Origin of the sequence: Bacillus sp. CGMCC 1.16607, assembly GCF_042683745.1 — a bacterium.
Classification (GTDB): Bacteria; Bacillota; Bacilli; order Bacillales; family Cytobacillaceae; genus Pseudoneobacillus.
Window position 1 is genome coordinate 20,317 of sequence record NZ_JBHUJX010000025.1, and the last position, 22,567, is coordinate 42,883.

At 36.1% G+C, this 22,567-nt stretch carries 18 protein-coding genes; 5 read left to right on the forward strand and 13 right to left on the reverse strand.

What is annotated here, in order from left to right:
* Positions 1-22: 22 nt before the first annotated feature.
* The 4 genes from ACFSO7_RS16450 to ACFSO7_RS16465 form a co-directional block, all read right to left on the reverse strand.
* Positions 23-1,057: an alpha/beta hydrolase gene (locus tag ACFSO7_RS16450; protein WP_377878427.1), complete on the reverse strand. Its 1,035-nt coding sequence runs from the start codon at positions 1,055-1,057 to the stop codon at positions 23-25.
* A gap of 25 nt (positions 1,058-1,082) precedes the next feature.
* Entirely contained in the window at positions 1,083-1,739 is a 657-nt protein-coding gene (locus ACFSO7_RS16455) for a TetR/AcrR family transcriptional regulator (protein WP_377878428.1), read from the reverse strand.
* Between the two features lie 161 nt (positions 1,740-1,900).
* Complete coding sequence (locus ACFSO7_RS16460; protein ID WP_377878429.1) at positions 1,901-2,503, reverse strand: branched-chain amino acid aminotransferase; 603 nt, start codon at positions 2,501-2,503, stop codon at positions 1,901-1,903.
* Positions 2,504-2,520: 17 nt separating this feature from the next.
* Positions 2,521-3,891 (reverse strand): aldehyde dehydrogenase, encoded by a 1,371-nt coding sequence (locus ACFSO7_RS16465; RefSeq protein ID WP_377878430.1) that lies wholly within the window; start codon positions 3,889-3,891, stop codon positions 2,521-2,523.
* A 138-nt stretch (positions 3,892-4,029) separates the two neighbouring features.
* On the opposite strand from ACFSO7_RS16465, the gene ACFSO7_RS16470 reads away from it, so the two are divergent.
* The gene (locus ACFSO7_RS16470; protein WP_377878431.1) at positions 4,030-5,013 is read left to right on the forward strand and encodes a DMT family transporter; all 984 of its coding nucleotides are present in this window, start codon (positions 4,030-4,032) and stop codon (positions 5,011-5,013) included.
* A 36-nt stretch (positions 5,014-5,049) separates the two neighbouring features.
* On the opposite strand, the gene pdxR is transcribed toward ACFSO7_RS16470, so the two are convergent.
* A complete protein-coding gene (gene pdxR, locus ACFSO7_RS16475; protein WP_377878432.1) occupies positions 5,050-6,456 on the reverse strand; it encodes a MocR-like pyridoxine biosynthesis transcription factor PdxR in 1,407 nt (468 codons plus the stop codon).
* A 100-nt stretch (positions 6,457-6,556) separates the two neighbouring features.
* Here pdxR and ACFSO7_RS16480 point away from each other — a divergent pair, with 100 nt between their 5' ends.
* Positions 6,557-7,486: a DMT family transporter gene (locus tag ACFSO7_RS16480; protein WP_377878433.1), complete on the forward strand. Its 930-nt coding sequence runs from the start codon at positions 6,557-6,559 to the stop codon at positions 7,484-7,486.
* Positions 7,487-7,542: 56 nt separating this feature from the next.
* Here ACFSO7_RS16480 and ACFSO7_RS16485 read toward each other — a convergent pair whose 3' ends face one another.
* From ACFSO7_RS16485 to ACFSO7_RS16505, 5 genes are all read right to left on the reverse strand, one after another.
* A complete protein-coding gene (locus tag ACFSO7_RS16485) occupies positions 7,543-8,646 on the reverse strand; it encodes an alpha/beta hydrolase (RefSeq protein ID WP_377878434.1) in 1,104 nt (367 codons plus the stop codon).
* A gap of 136 nt (positions 8,647-8,782) precedes the next feature.
* Positions 8,783-11,788, reverse strand: a complete 3,006-nt coding sequence (locus ACFSO7_RS16490) for an efflux RND transporter permease subunit (RefSeq protein ID WP_377878435.1) — start codon at positions 11,786-11,788, stop codon at positions 8,783-8,785.
* 170 nt (positions 11,789-11,958) lie between these two features.
* On the reverse strand, positions 11,959-13,170 hold the full coding sequence (locus ACFSO7_RS16495; protein WP_377878436.1) for a UbiA prenyltransferase family protein: 1,212 nt from the start codon (positions 13,168-13,170) through the stop codon (positions 11,959-11,961).
* Between the two features lie 25 nt (positions 13,171-13,195).
* On the reverse strand, positions 13,196-14,395 hold the full coding sequence (locus ACFSO7_RS16500) for a DUF58 domain-containing protein (protein WP_377878437.1): 1,200 nt from the start codon (positions 14,393-14,395) through the stop codon (positions 13,196-13,198).
* Positions 14,395-15,345 carry an AAA family ATPase gene (locus tag ACFSO7_RS16505; RefSeq protein ID WP_377878438.1) on the reverse strand — a complete coding sequence of 317 codons (951 nt, stop codon included), beginning with the start codon at positions 15,343-15,345 and terminating at the stop codon, positions 14,395-14,397. The genes ACFSO7_RS16500 and ACFSO7_RS16505 overlap by 1 nt, the downstream gene beginning before the upstream one ends.
* Before the next feature lie 242 nt (positions 15,346-15,587).
* Between ACFSO7_RS16505 and ACFSO7_RS16510 the strand changes: the two genes are divergently transcribed.
* A complete protein-coding gene (locus ACFSO7_RS16510; protein ID WP_377878439.1) occupies positions 15,588-16,211 on the forward strand; it encodes a ribonuclease H1 domain-containing protein in 624 nt (207 codons plus the stop codon).
* Positions 16,212-17,240: 1,029 nt separating this feature from the next.
* On the opposite strand, the gene ACFSO7_RS16515 is transcribed toward ACFSO7_RS16510, so the two are convergent.
* Entirely contained in the window at positions 17,241-17,696 is a 456-nt protein-coding gene (locus tag ACFSO7_RS16515) for an SRPBCC family protein (RefSeq protein ID WP_377878440.1), read from the reverse strand.
* 144 nt (positions 17,697-17,840) lie between these two features.
* On the opposite strand from ACFSO7_RS16515, the gene ACFSO7_RS16520 reads away from it, so the two are divergent.
* On the forward strand, positions 17,841-18,914 hold the full coding sequence (locus ACFSO7_RS16520; RefSeq protein WP_377878441.1) for a Gfo/Idh/MocA family protein: 1,074 nt from the start codon (positions 17,841-17,843) through the stop codon (positions 18,912-18,914).
* Between the two features lie 161 nt (positions 18,915-19,075).
* Here ACFSO7_RS16520 and ACFSO7_RS16525 read toward each other — a convergent pair whose 3' ends face one another.
* Positions 19,076-19,513, reverse strand: coding sequence for a CBO0543 family protein (locus ACFSO7_RS16525; protein WP_377878442.1), 438 nt, complete (start codon positions 19,511-19,513; stop codon positions 19,076-19,078).
* Positions 19,446-20,573: a DUF2515 family protein gene (locus tag ACFSO7_RS16530; protein ID WP_377878443.1), complete on the reverse strand. Its 1,128-nt coding sequence runs from the start codon at positions 20,571-20,573 to the stop codon at positions 19,446-19,448. Before ACFSO7_RS16530 ends, ACFSO7_RS16525 begins: the two co-directional genes overlap by 68 nt.
* Before the next feature lie 90 nt (positions 20,574-20,663).
* Between ACFSO7_RS16530 and shc the strand changes: the two genes are divergently transcribed.
* Positions 20,664-22,562 carry a squalene--hopene cyclase gene (gene shc, locus ACFSO7_RS16535; protein WP_377879448.1) on the forward strand — a complete coding sequence of 633 codons (1,899 nt, stop codon included), beginning with the start codon at positions 20,664-20,666 and terminating at the stop codon, positions 22,560-22,562.
* Positions 22,563-22,567 lie beyond the last annotated feature (5 nt).

Below are 22,567 nucleotides of genomic sequence, written 5' to 3' on the forward strand. Positions count from 1 at the left end.
CAATTTCCAGTGTATTTGTTGTTTAATGGACATACTTTGTTTGTTCGATTAAATGCTGTTCATTTATTTTTGTATCGTCAGGATGAAATGCGTGGGCTGATTTATTTGCCCAAATGAATTTTTTACCCATCGGTGCGGTTAATTCCTCAAAATAAGATTGAACAGGGCTAGCATTTACATGGAAATCCTTCCTTCCATGGATAAACGTGACAGGTATCGAAATTTCCTTTACGCTTTCCCTGAAGTTATTTAGGGCTAAGTCTTCTATAAAGCTTTGTGTATACACAAGCTGAAATCCTTTAATAAAGGTATTATAAACGTCCTTTAGACGGTAGTCGGGTGATTTAAGAATATCTAGTGTGACTCCCATAAGCCCTGGATGCTTGATGAATTCGTCCTGATAGATCAGTGTTTTGAATTTCATCTGCCATTTTCGTATAAGTGACCATTGTTCAGGACTCTCCAAATATGGGGGTTTCCCTACAGATTCCAATTCCTTTAGGGCTTTTTTATTTCCCCTTAGAGTTGCCTCAGCCTTCAAATAATTTAGCGTATGAAGATCATTTTCAGTCCAGCTGACAATTTGGGATAAACCAGTATAAGAATAAAATTTTTCCGGATAACGCGATGCAAGATCTAGCCCGATTGTTGAACCCCATGAATGCGCGACGAGAAAGATTTTTTCCTTATTGAATCGACTCCTTAGGTAATCAGTAAGTTCATTGGCATCCGTCACAAACTGTTGAATCCTCATTGATTCTTTTGGTATATCCTTATGATATGATCTTCCCGTCCCGCGTTGGTCCCAAAAAACGACCATAAAATGCTTGACAAGCTCTTTCGTATTCGTTGTGATCGTATAATCCCTTCCCCTAGCGGATACACCAGGCGTTGGCATCGAAGGTCCTCCATGGACGAATAAAAGAACCGGATTTTGCCGATTTTCCCCCTGTACCAGGATCGTCTGTTCAATCCCGCCAAGTGAAATGGTTTCCACTGCACTTATGCCCCCAGAAGGAATGGTAAAGTCCCCTTTTCTCGTAAAAAATCCTGCCATATTTGTTCTCCCCTTTGTTTTTTCTTTAAGTTGTTATTGATTTTACAAAAAAATCAATATGGCGGTGAAACGAATGTTCTATTTCAACTGTACTTTTCACCTCAAATTTAAGCGCATTATATTCCATGACCATTGCATATAAGGGATAATGGTATTCCATCGATAATATTCTTGGGTCATGAGGAGGTATTTTACCCAATGCAATCATATGAGCAAAAATCAACTCTACTCGGTCGAATGTCTTTTTCTGGATAGTTTCAAAGTAAATCTCACGAGCTCGAGCATCCGAAAACATCTCATTGTAGATGATCCGCCAAATTTTACGCATTGTAAGGTTACCGATATGGTCCATAAAATTCTGGAGACCTCTTTCCAAAAACTCTTTTGGGCTCATCATTTTTGCGATCATTTCAATTTCTTCTTCCGGTGGAAGAATTTTCACAACCTCCACTTCGAAATTGGCAAAAATGATATCAAGGATATCTTCTTTGTTTTTGAAATGTTTGTATAAGGAGCTTTCCTTGATTCCAACCTGGCCAGTAATTTGCCTAATGGAAACTCCTCTGTATCCACGCTGTGAGAATAAATCAATAGCTGTGTGCAAAATTAGATTCTTAGTATTGTTAATAATCGGTTGGAGATTTTTGTCCAATAGGACAGGCTGTTCATTGATGTTTTCCATTGTCGTTTCTCCTACATAAAATTTAGATAACGTTCGTTAGCTTGAGTATAGGATAACGAACGTTAGCCGTCAACTGGTATTTTGGTAATATTTCACTATTTATGCCCGTAGAATTGATAAAAGCCAATCCATTTAACCCGGATTGGCTTTCATACTCTTTTTTATTTTGTTTCCTCTACCTCTTCAACTAATTTAAATAGAAACTGATAAATAAATTGGAAGGCTCGTCCAATTGTCATATCATCATGAAAACCTTCAATCGAATTCAATTCAATATTTAAATTCCATAAACCATCATCTTGGCTGAACATTAAATCATAATTCGCCTCATTACCGTTTAAGTTCTTCATCAAATAGTTCTTAATGTTGGATTCGAATTTTTTTTGAAGCTTTAATCCTAGCATAACATCATATGTTCTAAACACATCATCTACTTCTAAAGAAACAGAATCGACCCCGATCAATTCCATCCAATTAGATTCTAAATAGATAAATTCATTCATCTGTTTTTTCAAATAATCAATTGGCTGATTTAAAAATGCTTGTCCTTCTTCATCAATAACCTCTTCGGTTTCTTTGTCACTTCTTTCAATGTATGCATCGGCGAAACGAAACGCGGAATCTTTCTCCACTAAAATAAAGTCCGAGGGTAATAACTGATTTTTCTCGATATATTCTTTTTCCTCTTTATATAATTCAATTTTGTCGCCAGTTCCATCTGCAGTCATTTCAGAAATTAGTTTTATGATTTGTTTTTTTAACAAAATGAAAACCTCCTCGTTCATTTAAGAAAATATTTAATTTTTTTCAACGCATTCTTTGTATTAGGGTAACGGAATGGAAGATCAAACAAAGTTGTTTGCTTTAATATACTTTTCTCATGTGAAAACACATCAAAGCTCCCTTTCCCATGATACGCACCTATCCCGCTCTCCCCCACACCTCCAAAAGGTAAATATGGAGAGCTTAAGTGAAATACTGTGTCATTAATGCATCCCCCACCAAAAGAGACATGATCCAAAATAAATGCTTGAACTTCTTTATTTTCAGAAAAAATATAAAGTGCTAAAGGTTTTGGCCGTTTATTAATCATATTAGTCATTGATGACATATCGTCATATTCTAGCACAGGCAAAATCGGACCAAATATTTCATCTTGCATGATTTCATCGGACCAAGAAATATCGTCAAGTATCGTTGGTTCGATCATTCCTTTAGTTACATCATATCTTCCACCTGAATAAATGGACCCATTATTCAAAAAAGCTGTAAGTCTGTTTAAATGCCTTTCACTGACGATTTTAGTGAAGTCACCTTTTGGAATTGGATTTTCACTATAGATCTCTTTCACAGCTTCTTTTAACAAATGTAAAAACTCTGCCTTAATGCGACTATGTACATAAAGATAATCTGGGGCTACACACGTTTGCCCCGCATTCATGAATTTCCCCCAAGCTATTCTTTTAGCAGCTAGCTTTAAGTTTGCATCCTCATGAACAATACATGGACTTTTCCCACCAAGCTCTAGTGTCACTGGAGTCAAATGCTTTGAAGCAGCTTCCATAATGACCTTCCCTACAGACACACTACCAGTAAAGAAAATATAATCACTTTTCTCTTTCAATAAAGCCGTGCTCGTTTCTACTCCACCTTCAACAACAGAGATATATTCTTCCGGAAAACTCTCATTTATTATTTTTGCCATTAAAGCTGAAGTATGTGGCGTAAGTTCCGAAGGTTTTATAATGGCACAATTTCCAGCAGCAATCGCACCAATTAATGGGGCAATCATTAACTGAAAAGGATAGTTCCATGGTGCTAAAATTAAGGCTACTCCGTATGGTTCAGGATAAATATAGCTTTTTGAGCCAACTAATGTGATAGAAGATTTAACCCTTCTCGGCTTTGCCCATTTATGTAAATTTTTCATCGTAAAACGAATTTCCTCTAAAACAATTCCAATCTCCGTTAAATAAGCTTCAAATTCACTTTTATTTAGATCCTGCTTTAAGGCTTTCATAAGCTCATTTTCATTCGATTTAATGACACTTTTTAATCGATTTAGAGCTTCCATTCGAAAAGAAACACTTTTCGTTTCTCCTAGTAAAAAGTAATCCCTTTGTTTTTGGAAAAGACCGCTATAATTTCCCATGGATTCCTCCAAATATCATTTTTGTGCAAATTTTTGAAATTAATAGAACATTCAGTAGTCAATTATTATGTAAAGTATACTATAATAACGAATACGTACATAATATTATACATTTTATCAGATTTGGAGAGATCGAAAATGAGAGAGATATTCATTGGCATATTAGCTTCCATATTCTTTGCCGTCACCTTTATTTTAAATCGATCGATGGAATTATCCGGAGGAAGCTGGATGTGGAGTTCCTCATTACGATTCATCTTTATGCTTCCAATCTTATTCTTCATTGTACTTTTTCGAAACAATTTAAAACAAGTACTAAGTGAAATAAGAAAGCACCCAATTCAATGGTTTATTTGGAGTTTTTTTGGCTTTGTTTTATTTTACGCGCCTATAACCTATGCGGCTGCTTATGGCCCTGGTTGGTTAGTGGCTGGAACCTGGCAAATTACCATTGTCGCTGGAACCTTATTAGGACCTCTCTTTTTCGAAAAAATTCAAACCACTGAAGGAATAGTGAAAGTGAGAAATAAGATTCCACTTGGTGCCCTTTGTATATCTTCACTCATTTTGGTTGGTGTCGTATTCATCCAATTGGAAAAAGCGAATTCTTTAAGTTTGAATCAAATCATAGTCGGTGTGTTACCAGTCGTCATTGCCGCATTTGCGTATCCATTAGGAAATCGAAAAATGATGGAGGTTTGTGAAGGTAGGTTAGACCCCCTTCAACGGGTATTTGGCATGACTTTAGTAACGCTCCCATTTTGGATTGTGATTGCCATTATTGGATTCACTCAGGCAGGAGCACCTTCATCAGATCAAATACTGCAATCCTTTATTGTTGCCATTTGTTCTGGAGTCATTGCAACGACCTTGTTTTTTATTGCAACCGATCGGGTTAGAAATCATCAAGGTAAATTAGCAGCAGTAGAGGCTACCCAATCAACCCAAGTACTATTTGTCATGATTGGGGAAATTTTCTTACTTTCCAGCCCATTGCCTACTAGTTTAGCATTGATTGGTCTACTCATCATTATTTTAGGAATGCTCCTTCATAGTTTCTATACGAAAAAACTTTCTACAAAACAAAAGTTAACAGTTAAAGAAAAGAGTGAAAATTTTTAGCATGTAGAGCCTGATTACATCCCGCCGTGGATTAAGTCAGGCTCTTTTTTTCATTTTTTTAAACCACACTTTCGCCAATAACTGAATAGATTGCTTTATTTCTCCCTCAGATAAAATGGCGAAACCCAACATAACGGTTTGATTATCAGAATGTCCAAATGTAGAGACAGGATACACTTTAATACTAACTTTAGCAGCTTCCTCTATGAGTTCACTCTCCGTCATTCCATTATTCGCTCGTATTAATAAATGCAATCCCGAATCTTGTCCGACCACTTCAACTGTCTGCGGAAACCATTCAGCAATGGCCGATACAAGCATATCCCTCTTCTTATGATAAATAACCCTCATCTTCTGGATATGTTTTTCCCAATAACCTCTCTCAAGAAAGTTACATACTATTTTTTGATCAATTCGTGAAACGGTTTGTGTATAGAAGAAATAATCCTTTTGATACGTTTCTATTAAAGGTTTTGGCAAGACCATGTAACTAATTCGTAGGGATGGAATGAGCGCCTTTGAAAATGTACTCATATAAATTACTTTTCCATTCGAGTCTAAACCTTGTAAAGCGGGGATTGGTTTCCCTTTATAGCGGAATTCACTATCATAATCATCTTCAATAATGAAGCGGTCTTCTCCATTTTCTGCCCAATTTAATAATTGCATTCTTCTTGAAATGGGCATAACCATTCCACAGGGAAACTGGTGTGATGGAGTGACGAAGGCTATGTTAGATCCGCTTTCTTCTAAACTAGAAATAATGATTCCCTCTTGGTCTAGTGGAATTAATTTAACTTGACTCGGATCTCTTTCAAAAGTCACAAGTTTGCGATGAAATCCAGGGTCTTCTACAGCAAATGCACTCCCCTTTAAAAGCTGAAATAACATTTTCATTAATATTTGTGTCCCTGATCCAATGATGATTTGACTAGGTGAACATCGAACTCCACGTGATTCAAATAAGTAGTTTGAAATTGCTAATCTAAGTTCATACTCCCCTTGAGGATGTCCAAGTAAAAGTACATCTTTATTCTCGATCGTCATTACTTCATTAGCTAATTTGCGATATAATCCAAATGGAAAAGAACGGGTATCGATTCCCGTATTTGTAAAATCAAACGTAAACTTTTGATCTTGGATTGCTTTTTCTACAACATCTTCAATGCTTCTCTTTGCTTCTAACAGGTTCTGATCCCAATCAGAAACAAAAAAACCTTTTCGTGGGATTGCCTCTATATAACCTTCTGCCGTTAACTGACCATAAGCAGCTTCAATCGTGTTCTGGCTAATCTGTAAATATTTTGACAACTTCCGCTTAGATGGTAGCTTTGTGAAAGGTTCCAGATTACCTGCCTTCATTTCTTGTTTAATATATTCATATAGCTGCACATATAGTGGCACATCACTTTGTGTATCAAGATTTGGTGTTATTTCAATCATCTTTACTGACCCCTTTAATTAACAAAAAACTGACTCTACTTATAGTATCACATATTTAATATAATACATTCATTGCAAAAATTACATAGGGGGTTACATCATGAAACAGTCAAGGCGACTCGGCCAATTGATGATCATTAGCGGTGCTACTTTATGGGGACTCTCTGGTCCTATGATTCAATGGTTCTTTCAACATTCAGAGATAACGTCAATAGATTATCTAATTGTAAGATTATGGATCGCTGGTATATTTATTTTAGGCTTTCTGCATTTTAAGAAAGTTCCTATTTTTCAACTCTGGAAGCATCCAAAAGATGTCATACAGCTCTTATTATTTTCAATCATCGGTATGTTAGGAGGACAATATGTCTTTATCGAGACTGTCCGCATAAGCAATGCTGTAACCGCTACCTTGTTCCAATTTCTCGGCCCTGTGCTTATTACGATTTGGGTCTCATTACAGAATAAAAAGTTGCCGACATCACTACAATTACTTGCCGTTCTGGCTGCATTATTCGGTACCTTTTTCCTCATTACCAATGGCAATGCGGAGAGTATTGTCTTATCAAATCAAGCGATTATTTTTGGGATACTAACAGCAGTAACCTTTGCTTTTTACACTTTACAGCCTAATTCTCTAATAAAGAAATGGGGCACATCTATCATTGTTGGTTGGGGAATGTTGCTCGGGGGTATAGTTTTATTTTTGTTACAACCATCTTTTAGTCTTTCTAACATGATTCACCATTTAACTATGGGAACGGGCTCGATGCTTATTTTAATTATCATTAGTGGAACATTATCATTTGCTCTCTATTTTGGAAGTTTAAAATATCTATCTCCAATGGAAACTAGTATTCTATCAAGCATTGAACCACTCGTGGCAGCCCTTGTATCTATTATTTGGCTGAAGGAAACTTTTGGTGTGTTTCAATTAGTAGGTGGGATGTTTATCATATTGGCAGTAGTATTTTTAACAATACCTGAAAAAGAAATTCAACCTAAAATGGTATCAAAACGTGCCTCATGACAAAAATAGCGCCTGTTGTTTATTCCTATATAAGGACGATAACAGGCGCTTTGAAATTAATTTCCTTCTTCTAAAATACGAACCAATATCTTCTTAAACTCTTTAAAATCATTTTCATTAGGATAGTGTGCAGAGTTTTCCAAAGTGAAAAATTCTTTCTTTCCTGATGTCTTCAATGTATCTAAATATTCTTTAGCTAACGAATAATTTGCGACTTTATCATGCTTTCCTTGAATAAAGTATACCGATGTTTTCATTTCCGGTACGGTTTCAAATAAATTCGTTTTGATGATTTCCTCTTGAAGGTCCTTACTATCAAATATACTAAATTTCGGAGCTGAAATCAGAGTTTTATAAATATCTGAAATAGAATAATCTGGTGAAGTGAAAACACCTTTTATCAAGCCTAGTATACTAGCTTTCTTAGTATTCTCATCAAAATAATTATAACCAGGGTATTTATTTAGTAGATCTCCAAGTTTCGCTTCACGTTCATTGAAATAAGGTGCTCCGCCTATTTCTTCAAGTATTTTTAACGTTTTTTTATCATCTTTTTTACTTGCTTCTGTTTGTAACCAATGATAGGCATGCTTCTGACCTTCGACTACATTCGTTACTTGTCCTAAACCAATATAGGCTCGAATTTTTTCTGGGTATCGGTGAGCTAATTCGATCCCAACGATTGAACCAAATGAATTACCAATTACAACTATTTGTTCTTGATTAAATTTGTTTCGTACAAAATCAACCACTTCATTTGCATCACTGACAAATTGATCCATATTCATTATTGAAACGTCCATATTTTTAACATAGCTTTTACCTGAACCACGTTGATCATAATAAACTGCCGTACAACTCTTCGTGATTTCAGGAAAAAGTGACCGAGCGCTTACACCAAATGGAAAGGGTGCTCCTGGTCCACCATGTAGAAAGATGCACACTGGATTAGATTTGTCGGCTCCTTCAATAAGAAGACTTTGGTTAATTCCTCCAATTTTAATTTCTTCAACTTCGCTTATGCCGCCATTTACAACTAACTCTTCACTTTTATTCATAATTTGCTTCTGTTTGAATTCTCGTACGATAAGAGAGATAACGATTGCAAACAAAATGATTGAAATAATAATGAAGAATCCATTTTTAACAACTGAAAACATGATCATTCCTACCTATTCATTGGTAATATGGTTGAATCCCGCCATTCTTTTGACTCCCCCTTTTTAAGGGGAGTTTACTAAAAGAATGTTTGAATTCATTATACTGCTTTTGCATGTATTTCAGTTTTATTTTTTTCTACTTTTTCCTTGGGTTAAATAAGCTATATAGCACTGGTACAATGAATAGTGTTAAAAGAGTTGACGTAATTAATCCACCAATGACCACAACCGCAAGCGAAGCAGATACAATTCCAGCATGACTAGAAATCGCCATCGGTATTAAAGCACCCACTGTTGCAATGGCCGTCATTAAGATTGGTCTGATCCGTACGACTCCAGCTTCAATCAACGCCTCATGCTTTTCTAGACCAATTTTTTCATTTTGTTTGACTTTGTCGATAAGAACAATCGCATTTGTCACAACAATTCCGTTTAACATGAGCAATCCGATCATAGCTGGCATTCCAATAGGCTCTTTAACAATATATAGACCTAATAAAGCACCGATCACGGAGAATGGAATCGCGAATAAGATAACAAATGGAGCTTTTCCTTCCCCAAAAGCAATAACCATAACCATGTATACGAGAAGAATGCTCACTGCAATAGCGAGTGCCATATTTTTGAATCCTTCTTCCATCGCGGCAGAAGCACCTTCTTTGTAGTAATTCACACTACTAGGTAAATTCAATTTTGCGATTGCGTCATCCGCCTTTTTCGACACTTCACCTGTTTTTGAATCGGTGATTTGAGCGAAAACCATCACATATTCATTTTGATTTAAGTGAGTAATAACAGTTCTGTTATTCACACGTTTAAGTTCTCCCACTTCTTTTAAAGCAACAGGCATACCTAGCAAATTAATAATTTTCTGATCTCCTAATTTTTCTAAAGAAGTAAGCTGATCCATTTTCAATCGTAACTTAACATCTGTTGTTTGATCATCTAAATTCATCGTTGTAACAACATCACCATTTATCAAATCACGAAGACTTTTTCCAACCATCGCTGGCATCAAAGCTTTTTCAGCCAACTTATCTTCATTTAAATCAATTTCAATTTCTGGCTCATCGCCTTCTAATGATGAACTAACGTCTGCCATTCCTTTTATTTCTTTTAATTCACCAACTATTTTTTTGCTTGCTGCTTTGATCTCCTCGAAATCTGATCCATTTACGACCAATACGTATTGAGACTGTGCTCCTCCAGCAAAACTTCCGACTCCAGAAACAGAAATTTCCTTCGCTTCCTTCATGTTAGAAAATTGCTTTCGCAAATCTTTTATCAATCCTTCAGCATCTTTGACTGAATCTTTTAAAGCAAAAGTAATCGAAGCATGTTCAAATTCTCCATTTACACTTGTACTTACAAGTTTTACTTCTGTTTTATTTAACAAAATATTCTCAACCTTACCTGCTACTTCACTAGTTTTCTCTGGTGAACTACCTTTTTCCATGGAGATGCTCACATCAAAATTACTCGCTTTTTCTTGAGGTAAAAAGGTTGTTCCCAGTTTAGGGGCAATAAACACGACAGAACTTGCAAGAAGTACCAATGACATGACAAGAGTCACGATTCTATTTTTCAAAACCCATGTAAGTCCTTTTCGATAACCTTTTTGCAATGAATTTTCACGATGTTCCTTTGGTGAAATTTTCAATAGGAAAATTCTCGACATTAATGGAACAACGGTAACCGCTACGATTAAGGAAAAGATTAGTGATATGACAATCGTCCATGCAAGCGGTGCAAAGAATCTTCCAATAATACCTGGAACAAATGCCATTGGTAAGAAAACGGCAATCGTTGTGATAGTTGAAGATGTAATGGCTGACGCCACTTCCCTTGTTGCTTGCTCAACAAGTCTTTCATTTCTCTCTTTTGCCGCTCTAATTCTTCTAAACACATTCTCAATGACAACAATGGAATCATCAACGACTCGCCCAACTGCTACCGCTATTCCTGCTAACGTCATAATATTCAAAGTGTAGCCAAGCATATTAATAACGGTAAAGGAAGCAAAGATCGATAGTGGAATCGAGATAATAGCAATAATCGTTGATCGAACATTTCTCAGAAACAGAAACGTAACAACAACAGCCATTACTGCTCCAAGCAATGCTTCTCTTAGCATGGAATACACTGAATCTTTAATTTCTATCGATTGATCACGTAAAGTTTTAATTTCAAATCCTTCTGGAAGCTTTACAGCTTCAACTTCTTCTTTCACTTTTTCAACGATAGCAACAACATTGGCTCCACCCTCGGCTACAATTCCAAATCTTACTCCAGGTTTTCCATTGATTCTCGTAAAATCACTTGTGTTTTCAGATCCGTAGGCCACGTCTGCAATTTCACTTAGTTTAATACTTTCAAGTTTAGGCACTGCACCTGTTACTGTACTAAACAAACGAATATTTTTCACATCATCTAATGATTTTAATTCTTTACTGACGCGTACAGGCAGTACTTCGCTGGATAGAGTTACGTCTCCCGTCGGAATGGTAAGATTATTTGCTGTAATCGCTGTTTTTACATCATCAAGTGTGATTCCACGTTTCTTAAGTTCTTCTGGTAAGAGATGAATGGTTACCGACTTTTTATCTAGTCCGCCAACTTCTACTTTATTCACTCCTTCAATCACTTCAAGTCTAGGAATGATACTATCTTGAACAAACTTCTGTACTTCTGACTGATTTTTACTTGCGTATACCCCCATTGAGAATACCGTTGGGTCTGGTTCAGGCCCTTGTAAAATAATCTCAGGGTTTTCAGCAGTTTCTGGTAGCTTTATTTTATCAATAGCAGCTCTTACTAACTGTTCTGCCTCATTCATACTGATCGACATGTCAAACTCCATCGTCGAATAAGCAGCATTTGAAACAGCGTCAGTATAAACATTCTTTACACCATCAATATTCATGAGCTCTCTTTCGACTGGCTCTCCAATATCCTTCATCGATTGATCAGGAGATGCACCTGGATAAACAATGGCAACTGTCATATAAGGAATATCAACATTCGGATACTTTTCGATATTGATTTCCCTTAATGAGTAAATACCTCCTGCAACGATTAGCAGCATCATTAAAAACAGTGCTACTGCATTTTTCATACTAAAACGAATAATTGATCTTATCATGCCTTTTCTCCAATCTTTCATTTGATTATTTTGGTACACCTTCCAACTTTTACAAAAATAATCATATTGTATTTTTCATACAGACAAATGGAGCGGAGGATTTATCTTTTTCTAAGACTTAAGACTTAGTGCATGTAAGTAAATAAACAAAAAAAAGTAAAGAAGCATTGTTATGCCTCTTTACCCTTTTCGTTTTTTTTGCGTTCTTTTATCTCTCTTTTCATTTCTTCAAAGATCTCTTCATAATGCTTTGCCTCATCTTTAGGAATGATCACTTCTCCGTATCGAACACAATCATAGGCGTAAAAAAGATCTTCATCTTTTCGAAAATTCACTCGATGAAACCATTCCTGAACAGTTTCATGGTCATACCTACCCATGCCGTATTTCTCCGCATAAATCTGAAAATGGAAAAACAGTTTTCGGATATACTCGTTTGGAGCGGGTTCCCCGAAGAATCGATGTTTTTTTCCAAGATTCCTTTGAACAGGTTGATGTTCAATTTCTATTCCTGATGATGGAGCATTATCGTCTCTATTCATCTTCCGCTTTCTAACGAAAAACCAAATGACAAATAACACGATAGCAAGTAAAAGCAGCCAAAGCCAAATTGGATCTTCTACAGCTACCGGGGTATCTGATAATCCTCCCTTTTGATCATCGGTGAATTCTACTTGTTCAAATTCATCCTTATCGACAGCCCTTCTACGATCCCTAATAATGATACTCTCAACTAGATTAAAAATAGGTGTAAGAAGAAAACCGATGATTAAAAATAAACCTTCAAATATGGTAAAAACCATCCACTTTGCAATCGGAATCAAAAATGTTACTGCTGTAGCTAATGCAGCCGCAATCCCAAGTACACCGGCAATTCCACCAACATTTCGAACGTTTTTATTTGTTTCCACTTGCTGCAAAAATCGACCAACACTAAATAGCAATGTGAAAATGATGACGGTGCCAAATAACCAATTCATAAATGGGAATTTATATACCCATCCTTCTAAAAAAATAACGAAAGCACTACAATAAAACAGAATCGCTAATTTGGTCCTTTCCTCTTTCCACATAGCCGGATCTTTTAGAAATGCTGTCATACGGAAAAATAAAAACACCGCAATTAATACAATTGACATGAATGTAAAGCCAAATACATAGGCAATCCCACCTGATAAAACTGCTCCTACAAATGGAAGTGTTCCCGAAACTAGCTTTTGTTTCAAACCAAATAGTAAAAACAAATAAGCAACAGCAAGTACAGCTACAAAGCTGGGAATAGAAGGTATTTCCCCTATTCTGGTATAAAAAAGAAAGAGAAGGAAATATAAAAATAAACCTTCAATTGAAAAATAGTAAGCTGGCAATATCCTCTGTATCATTTATGTTCACCCATTTCCTACCACTTTAAGAACGACTGAGTGGAATAATTGCTGGATATTCCACGTCATCATGAAGTAGGTATACTCTTTGCCCTTTTTTCTGCATTTGGGCTAAATGAAGATAACCCTCTTCTTCATAAGGACCGCAAGCAATCACAACTGGTGAATTTTGTTGTTGCTTATCAACATAACGAAGAAGCTTATTTATTGGAAGAGTATTACCATTACGTTGTACTCTTGCAAGGCTATCAAGGACTCTTCCTAACTGATGTGTACCGTTTCCGATCGGAATATGGTATACGGCACCTTGACTAGCCGTGCGGATATTTAGAAATACTTCATAGTCTATACCTTTTTTTGTGGCAACTTGAGCCATGTAGGCTACATTACTTGCGATGGATTCAATATTTTCAACTACACCCATATGATAGTTAGGCGTATTAGGTTCACGTAAATTAATAATAAACGTCCAAGAATGGTGAGCAGTCCGTTCATAAATTTTCGTTTGTAGGTTTTGTGTTTTTGCACTCGCTTTCCAATGAATCCGTTGAAATGAATCTGTAAAAACATAATCCCTTGTACCAATTGGCGCTAAAATTTGCTCATACATACTTGTAGGTGTGGCATAGTTACCTTGTAACTTTGTTGCAACTAACTGATCAGTCTGTGGTACTGCGATGGAAGTTGGATGAATAATCAACTCCTTTTGAATATATGGCTGGTAGGTTAACTCAACGGAACCAAAACCAAAAAAGTTAGGAATGATTAATTCTAATGATTTAATTCTAGTTACCCCACGCCTCATTGCTTTTAGTTGTAACGGAATATGAATCGTATCATTCCCTTTTAATTGAATAGGGATCATTAATTCCACGTTCGATTCGCTATGTAAAGATGGAATTCCTACTCCCTCAACAACGTTTTCCAATCTAACCTGCAAAGTAGCTTGAAAGATTGGTAATCTACTAAGCTGCGAAAGGACAATATTTACTGTCGTTTCCTCTCCTTCTGAAAGACGGATTGTTTCTCGATTGTTTTCAAATTCGAGGCTATCTGCAGCATGGTTTAAATAGTAAATACTCATTCGACTTAATACTAACAATAAGCCTCCAAGAAACATCAACCAAAATGTTTGTTGATAAAAACTAAAAACCAATAAAACAGCTGAGATTAAGGTAATACCTTCTAATGTATTACCCCCATTAATGGTTTTCCTCCATGCCATTACTTCAACGCCCCAGTTTCAGCAGGTACTTCTACATTATTTAAAATCGATTTAAGCACTTGAGCATTTGTCTTTTTTAATGAAGCATCCATCGTTAATACTAAACGATGAGCTAAAATATATTCAGCAACATCCTTTACATCCTGTGGAGTAACAAAATATCTATCTTGTGTAAATGCTCTTCCTTGAGCTCCCCTCATTAATGCTAATGTTCCACGTGGACTGACGCCCATTTCAATTTCATCATGATGACGAGATAAATGAACGATATTTAGGATGTAATCCTCCACATCACTAGAAATCGTAACCTGCTTTACTTCTTCCTTCATTTGAGAAATCTCTTCCAAAGTAAGAACTGTTTCTAGTTCGTTATAAGGAGTACCTGAACGATAGGTCTGCATGATTTTCTTTTCTTCTTCGATCGATGGATAACTTAATGGAATTTGCATGAAGAAACGATCCATTTGTGCTTCAGGTAGAGCGAAAGTACCTTGCTGTGACTCAATGGGGTTTTGTGTAGCGATAACGATAAAAGGCTTTGGTAACGGAATGGTTTCACCATCTATAGTAACTTGACGTTCTTCCATCACCTCTAATAAACTTGCTTGTGTTCTAGGAGTTGCACGATTGATTTCATCTGCTAATAATATATTTGTCATAACCGGACCGATGCGGAGTTGGAAATCTTGTTCCTTAGGATGGAAAAATTGAATTCCAGTTACATCACTCGGCAATAAATCAGGCGTGAATTGAATTCGTTTAAAAGATCCACTAATCGTTTTTGCAAAGCTCTTCGCTAATTGAGTTTTCCCAGTACCGGGAACACTTTCAAGTAGAACGTGACCATCATTCAAAAGAGAAATAAAAACTAATTCAACCGTCTCCTCTTTACCAATAATCACTTTTCCAATTTCTTTTTTTAGTTGTAATACCTTTTCTTTTAAGTTCATTCGACTTCTCCTCTTAATTATGTTTAAAGAAGTAGACAGCGTCCTCTTCTATGTACTGAATGCTCGAAACATTCAGACCATTTCCTATTATTATGCAATTTCATATTCTGTTTGTCTATTTTTATTTACAAATTATAGACAATTTTCGATTCGTTTCGTTCGTATATCTATTCCATATTAAGGATATGGTATTCTAAGAAGAAAGAAGGATTAATCTAACGATACTTGAAGGGAATAATAAAATGGCTGGGAAAAAATTTTATGTTGTATGGAGCGGGAGAAAAACAGGTATTTATAACAATTGGGCTGATTGTGAGAAGCAAACAAAAGGCTATCAGGGGGCACGGTTCAAGTCCTTCTCTTCATTAGAAGAAGCAACCGAGGCATTTAATAATGGAGGTTCAATAACAGGACAAACCAAAACGAAAATAAAGAGTAATTCTGCCCAACCAAGTAACACCACATATGAAATGGAAAGTATATCTGTTGATGCAGCCTGCAGTGGAAATCCTGGAATGATGGAATATCAAGGTGTATCTACGAAAACGGGAGAAGTTATTTTTCATTTTGGACCTATTTTAGGTACAAATAATATTGGCGAATTTTTAGGAATTGTCCATGCCCTAGCATATTTGAAACAAAAAGGCGAAAATACAACCATCTATTCCGATTCAATGACAGCCCTTTCATGGGTTCGAAACAAAAAAGCAAATACTACATTAGTAAAAAACGAAAAAACAGAAGAAGTTTGGAAAATGATTGTACGTGCAGAAAAATGGTTAAAGGAAAATACCTATCAGAATAAAATACTAAAATGGGACACCAATCAACTTGGGGAAATAAAGGCGGATTTTGGTAGGAAGTAGTCAAAAAAAAGACACCTTCCATTAACGGGTTCCGTTCCCTATCGCAAACATTAAAAATGTAAACTAAAATGACCTGCAAAATGTATACTAATTTGTAGGTCATTTTTATTTGATATAGAGGGATTTTAGTTATAATCTTGAGTGAATTTGTCGTTCAATTTGTATATAAAAATGAAGAGGTACACTGCCTAGTGCATATCTACAAATTGCACTACATTTTAACTTACAAATTGATTCGCATAAAATATTGTTGTTTTTTATTATTATGGTTTAATTACGTGTTAAAAACTTTATAGCAAGTAAACTAATGACCTATTATGTTCATTATGTAAGTAAGACTACACAGCTGAATTTCCTACCTATCCAACAAAAAAGCCCCCTAAAGCCCCTATTTAGGTGAAGAGGGGGAAACAAAATGTGCTCCTAAAAAATAAATCTATAACATAGGGTTCAGTTTATGAAGCAACCAATAATTTGAGTAGATATGGAAAAGCTTAACACTTTTTCTTGTTGCATTTTTTATTATCGGCGAATATTGCGATAAAGGTACCAGACAAAACAGTCATCCATAAAACGAGGTCCATTTTTTTCACCTCCAATCGTTTGTTAAATTAATATACGTCCGATAATGATTAAGGATTCATTAAAGATACAGTACGCAGAGGTGGTAATATAAATGTTTTCTTTGATGAGTTTGGGAAACACAGTCATAATTTCCATCCAAAATAGGAAAAAAAATACTTCGATAAAGAGGGAACGGAATTGCGGATTACCAAGAAAAAATAAAAAGTTAATGACACAGTACGAAGAAAGCGGCAATTAAAAGCACAAAAGCAAGGCATAAAACCTTGCTTTTTATAATGTCTTTTACTCGCCTTTTTTTCTTTCAATACCGTACGAATTGAATAGCATTTTATGGTGCAAGAAGGGAAGCATTCCCATTTACATTTTCCAATGCAAACTAAAGTTTTGCGATAGGAAACGGAACCCGTTAACCTTCCATGTGTCTTTTTTTGATCTATTCATATTTCACTTACTGGATTCTTTTAATTTTTCTAACTTTGCCGATATCCCTATCGCCATCTCTTCTGCTGTTTTTGGTATGACCGTTTTTAAAATATTATTAACCATACCTGCCATTGGGCCCTCTGCTTGGATGTCGAGGTATCCTGTCATTTTAGTTTTTTGTGAGCTTATAGCTTCTGCTTCAAAATATCCGCTCCCAGAAAATTTCTCATTAATACCAGCTAAATCAAAGGTAACTCTCGTTGGTTCAATCCATTCTTTTATATCGATCATTAAGCTCACTTTCTTTTTCATAAATCCAAGATCACTTTTAAATTCCCATGTGGACTTTCGATCATTTATTTTTTGATGATGAATGTAACCAGGAACAAGTGGAGCCCAATGATCCATATCTTTAACAAAATCCCAAACCTCATCGATCGGTAGCCCTACTATTACTTGATGTAAACCGCTTGGCATGATCATTTCCCCTTCCTACGTTTTCATAAAAGTTATATGCCTTTATCTGTTTTATTAGAAGAAATGATTAAAGTTAAAATATTCGCAATCTTCCCCAACAACCAGTAAGATAACAATATCACCTTTATGAAGGAGTGAATTTTTTTGAAAAAAATTAAAGTTGGGATCATAGGAACAGGCTTTGGTGCAAAAGTGCATGCACCGATGATGAATTTTCACGAAGGATTTGATGTGGTTGGACTATCTAGTGTGTCACGAGGCAATCTTGAAGAAGCGAAGTCTGTAAGCGGCGTCGCAAATGTTTATACAAATTGGCGAGAAATGCTAGATCACGAACAGCTTGATCTCGTTGTTGTCGCTTCAGCTGTATTTTTACATAAAGAAATGGTATTAACTGCCTACGAAAAAGGTATTCATGTTTTATGCGAAAAACCAATGGCCTTACATACTTCTGAAACTGCGGAAATGATTACAGCAAAAGAAAAAACTGCGAAATTAGGGCTGATTAATCATGAATTTCGCTTCCTTCCAGCGCGTACAAAGGTAAAGGAAATTGTAGATAGCGGTAAACTTGGTAAGATCCTACACGTCCGTTATTTATGCTCTTATGCAAACTTTACATCTCTTACCACAAGAACACGTGGCTGGCTAGGTCAGGAGGAAAAAGGTGGCGGGATGCTTGGTGCGATCGGTTCGCATATGACTGACTCTTTACAATGGTGGATGAACAGTAAATTTAAAGAAGTTCTTGCTAATCTTCCAATCCATGTTCCTACTCTAACAGATGTCGATGGGAATGAAGAACTCCGAACGGCAGACGATGCTTTTCAAGTCATTGGAGCACTTGAAAATGGAGCAACCGTTACTATGGAGTTATTATCCGCAGCCCGACATACGGCAAATAACTGGCGTTTAGAAATTTTCGGCAGTGAAGGTACGCTCGTCATGCTTGATGACAATAAAGTGCTGCTTGGATTTGGAGATGAATCGCTTCAAGAAGTCGAATTAGTACCTGATTTAAACGCACCTGCTGAAATGCCAGTCATCGCTGCCCGCTATTATAACGGTTTTCATAGAATGCTCGATGCTCTACATGAAACCTTAGTTTCTGGAAGTAAACACCCTTATCTTGCTGATTTTGAAACAGGACATGCGACTCAACAAGTCCTTGATGCGATCCGTAAGTCAGCGAAAGAAGGTAGGAAAGTTTTACTTTAAAACATAACTCCAAGGGTAGTTTTCTAATGGGTCAAATTCAAAGGAGAAATGTCTTTAACAAAGACTCTTAAAGACAAAGCCCTCTCTTTTCACAAATAAAATGTCTTTAATGTTCTTCACACTGTAGGGGAACCCGCATCTAAAGGAGATCCCCTACAGTTTTATTTATTTACCCACCGATAAAACCCCCACATAACCACCAAATATAAAAAGTAACCAAAGAATGAATACAGATGTTTCCACTGCTCATGATGGATAAAAAAGCCAACTTCTTCAGAAAACTTTTCCATACAAGCTATAATCAGACTAACTAAAATCAGCACTCCCAACCCTTTCAACCCATCCATTTTTTTAACAAACAAGATCAATAAATAGGTGAAAATAGGTAGAATAACTAATGTGAATGCAATATTAATAGAAAAAATAGTTGGGAATAGACGGTACGGAAATGAATAGTACCCTTTTCCAACAAAGTATAAATCTAAATAAGTTCCGATTAGGGATGCCAATAAAAGAATAGAAATATCTTTTTTACAGAAAAATAGCTTTTTTGGCGATAGTTGCCAGTTCAAGTCTTTCAAGGGTTTCACAATATTCATTTTTAATCTCTCCATCTATATTGATATCCTCATTATTTAAATAATCGATCACTCTCCAGTCTTTATACCAATCTCCCTTTTCCGCTGGCTCATGAACAACATTTTTCCAGGCGAATTCAAGCTTGGGACTATATAGTCTTGCTTTTCCTTTCCGTAGCTGGCATTTTTTCAACCTACGAATATATAAGTTACCCGGAGTGTACTCCTTTACATCATTAAACAAATGCGGCCAGTAATCTTTTCTTGAACTTGTATGCGGATGTTCGATTGCCCACTTTTCAGCGTTTTTTAATAAAGAGTCATTTGAAAAAAGTAAAGCGTATAATCGTTTGCCGAGTAATATTCGTTCATGCAACGAGCCAAACTGATTAAGCGTTTGCCCAATGATTTTTGTAACTCCGTTCTGATCATAAGGAAAGAGAATGTGATTAAAAGACAGTAACTCCTGCAGCTTGAACTCTATCGTGTTAAAGACTTTTTCTTTAAAATGAACATTCTTCATCACTCTTTCCTCTAAATAACTTTGTTCATTTATAACTAAAGCCATCGTTAAAATATACTTATCTCCTTTTCTCCAAAAATAGTTCCATACACCTTCCATAAATTGAGAAACATTAAAGTAAGATAAGAGATGGAATAGATTCCGATTTCTTTTTAAACTTTCTTCATATAACATAAACTGCGGAAAAGCATCTTGAAAAATGAGCCAATTTCCCCTTTCCAAAAACGAAAAAAATTCTTGTTTCGCGCGCCTTTCTAGCAATCTAGAAATGAAATCCCCTTTTAAATCTGTCATATTCCAGCCGCCATTCCTAGAAACCATATGGCCAAGAAATGCCCAATGAATCTCAGGATGAAGACGATAAAAATCAAGATAAGCTTTTGTTCTCGTTACATTATTTGTATTGAACTCCTTTGTTGTATGATTAATTTTTTCAAGTAGTGTTCGCTCTTCGATCTTAATCGGACTCTTAATTAGGGGATTCAAGCTTGTTATTTCTTCTTTTAATTCAAGAAGTGATGTTGTAAAGGAACGCCTTTTATGTTTATTCTTTATCAAAAAAACTTGAATCACCACCTTTTTGAATGCTTTCACGAAAAGCTGAATATGTTTAGGTAAAAAGGAATCCTTTAGGGAGGATGAGTAATGATGACACTAAATCCAATACCTGAAATGAACCGGATCATCGATCGATTAAAAAAGGATCAACTAGATGATGGGACATGGGATTACCCTTTCGAGACGGGTGTCTCCACAGATTCCTATATGATTATTTTATTGCGCTCTTTACAAATTAATGATGAGCAATTAATCGAAGAGCTTGCGGAACGAATTATGAGTAAACAAGAGAAAAATGGATCTTGGAAGTTGTTTTATGATGAAGGAAACGGAAATATTACATCGACCATGGAAGCTTATTACGCTTTACTATATTCTGGCTATTATCCAAAAACAGATCCTAAACTTCGTGCTGCGAGAAAATTCATTTTAGCAAATGGGGGGATTGAAAAGAGTCATATGTTATTGAAAATCATGCTTGCGATAACGGGTCAGTTACCATGGCCTAATTTTTTCCCTATTCCAATTGAAATCATTCTTCTACCTAATTCCTTCCCTATCAATTTCTTCGATTTCTCTGTTTACGGAAGAGCTAATATTTCTCCAATTCTCATTCTTGAAAACAAAAAATATAGCATTCGAACGAATAAAAGTCCTGACCTATCAGATCTTTTTGTAAATAGGGGGAGCGAATGGAATGAAGAATACTCAATGTGGATGAGATCAAGTAAGTGGGGTAATATTCTATCAATCATCAAATCAGGAATAAAAGGCTTACTCGGAGTTCCCTCAGAGAATAAAATTCTAGCTATCGAACGATTAAAACAATATATGTTGGATAGAATTGAACCCGATGGCACGTTTTACAGTTATTTCAGCTCCACCTTTCTCATGGTTTACGCCTTACTCGCGCTTGGCTATCCTAAAGATCACCCGACGATTAAAAATGCAATTTCAGGAATAAAATCAATGAAATGTGAAATAAACGGGAAAACCCATATCCAGTATACAACCGCTACGGTTTGGAATACTTCCTTGATTAACTATGCTTTACAAGCAGCTGGTGTGTCAGAGACTGACCCAATGGTTCGTAAAGCAAATCAATATTTACTATCACGACAGCATTATAAATTTGGTGATTGGGCGTATCATAATCCTCAACATTTACCTGGAGGTTGGGGTTTCTCGAATGTGAATACGATTAACCCAGATATAGATGACACGACAGCCTCCATGCGTTCCATCGTATCAACAGTTAATAAAAATCCAAATAGCCACCAAGCATGGGACAGAGGCATAAAATGGTTGTTCTCTATGCAAAATGATGATGGCGGTTGGTCAGCATTTGAAAAAAACGTAAACAAAAAAATTTATAAGATCATACCGATACAAGGCATAAAATATTTAATTGCCGATCCATCTTCCCCTGATTTAACAGGGCGAACAATCGAGTTTTTCGGAAGATATACAAAATTATCAAAAAACGATAAGGCAATAAAACATGGGGTTAATTGGCTACTTAGTCAACAAGAAGATGACGGATCTTGGTATGGCAGATGGGGTATTTGTTATATATATGGAACATGGGCAGCTGTCACGGGCCTTATCGCAGCGGGAATTGAGCCGAATCACCTTGCCATCAGGCGATCTGTCACATGGTTAAAAAGCATCCAAAACCGTGATGGTGGCTGGGGTGAATCATGCAAAAGCGACAGTGAAAATCGCTATATTCCATTAGGAAAAAGTACGGTCACACATACCGCATGGGCATTAGATGCTTTAATTTCAGCTTCAGAAAAATCAACTCCAGAAATCGAAGCAGGTATTAAATTCCTTTTTAAGCCTTTTGAAAAAGAAGATTGGGAAGCTAACTATCCAACAGGCCAAGGAATGGCAGGTGGATTTTATATTCATTACCATAGCTATCAATATATTTTTCCATTGTTAGCACTTGCCCATTATAAGAAAAAATTTTTCAAGATTGAGTAGGTCTT

Coding starts and splice junctions, on each gene's coding strand:
- ACFSO7_RS16495 (WP_377878436.1), bottom strand. CDS start 13,170: ATGATACAGAGGATATTGCCAGCTTACTATTTTTCAATTGAAGGTTTA.
- ACFSO7_RS16525 (WP_377878442.1), bottom strand. CDS start 19,513: ATGAATATTGTGAAACCCTTGAAAGACTTGAACTGGCAACTATCGCCA.
- ACFSO7_RS16485 (WP_377878434.1), bottom strand. CDS start 8,646: ATGTTTTCAGTTGTTAAAAATGGATTCTTCATTATTATTTCAATCATT.
- shc (WP_377879448.1), top strand. CDS start 20,664: ATGACACTAAATCCAATACCTGAAATGAACCGGATCATCGATCGATTA.
- ACFSO7_RS16450 (WP_377878427.1), bottom strand. CDS start 1,057: ATGGCAGGATTTTTTACGAGAAAAGGGGACTTTACCATTCCTTCTGGG.
- ACFSO7_RS16480 (WP_377878433.1), top strand. CDS start 6,557: ATGAAACAGTCAAGGCGACTCGGCCAATTGATGATCATTAGCGGTGCT.
- ACFSO7_RS16500 (WP_377878437.1), bottom strand. CDS start 14,395: ATGGCATGGAGGAAAACCATTAATGGGGGTAATACATTAGAAGGTATT.
- ACFSO7_RS16515 (WP_377878440.1), bottom strand. CDS start 17,696: ATGCCAAGCGGTTTACATCAAGTAATAGTAGGGCTACCGATCGATGAG.
- ACFSO7_RS16455 (WP_377878428.1), bottom strand. CDS start 1,739: ATGGAAAACATCAATGAACAGCCTGTCCTATTGGACAAAAATCTCCAA.
- ACFSO7_RS16465 (WP_377878430.1), bottom strand. CDS start 3,891: ATGGGAAATTATAGCGGTCTTTTCCAAAAACAAAGGGATTACTTTTTA.
- ACFSO7_RS16505 (WP_377878438.1), bottom strand. CDS start 15,345: ATGAACTTAAAAGAAAAGGTATTACAACTAAAAAAAGAAATTGGAAAA.
- ACFSO7_RS16470 (WP_377878431.1), top strand. CDS start 4,030: ATGAGAGAGATATTCATTGGCATATTAGCTTCCATATTCTTTGCCGTC.
- pdxR (WP_377878432.1), bottom strand. CDS start 6,456: ATGATTGAAATAACACCAAATCTTGATACACAAAGTGATGTGCCACTA.
- ACFSO7_RS16510 (WP_377878439.1), top strand. CDS start 15,588: ATGGCTGGGAAAAAATTTTATGTTGTATGGAGCGGGAGAAAAACAGGT.
- ACFSO7_RS16490 (WP_377878435.1), bottom strand. CDS start 11,788: ATGATAAGATCAATTATTCGTTTTAGTATGAAAAATGCAGTAGCACTG.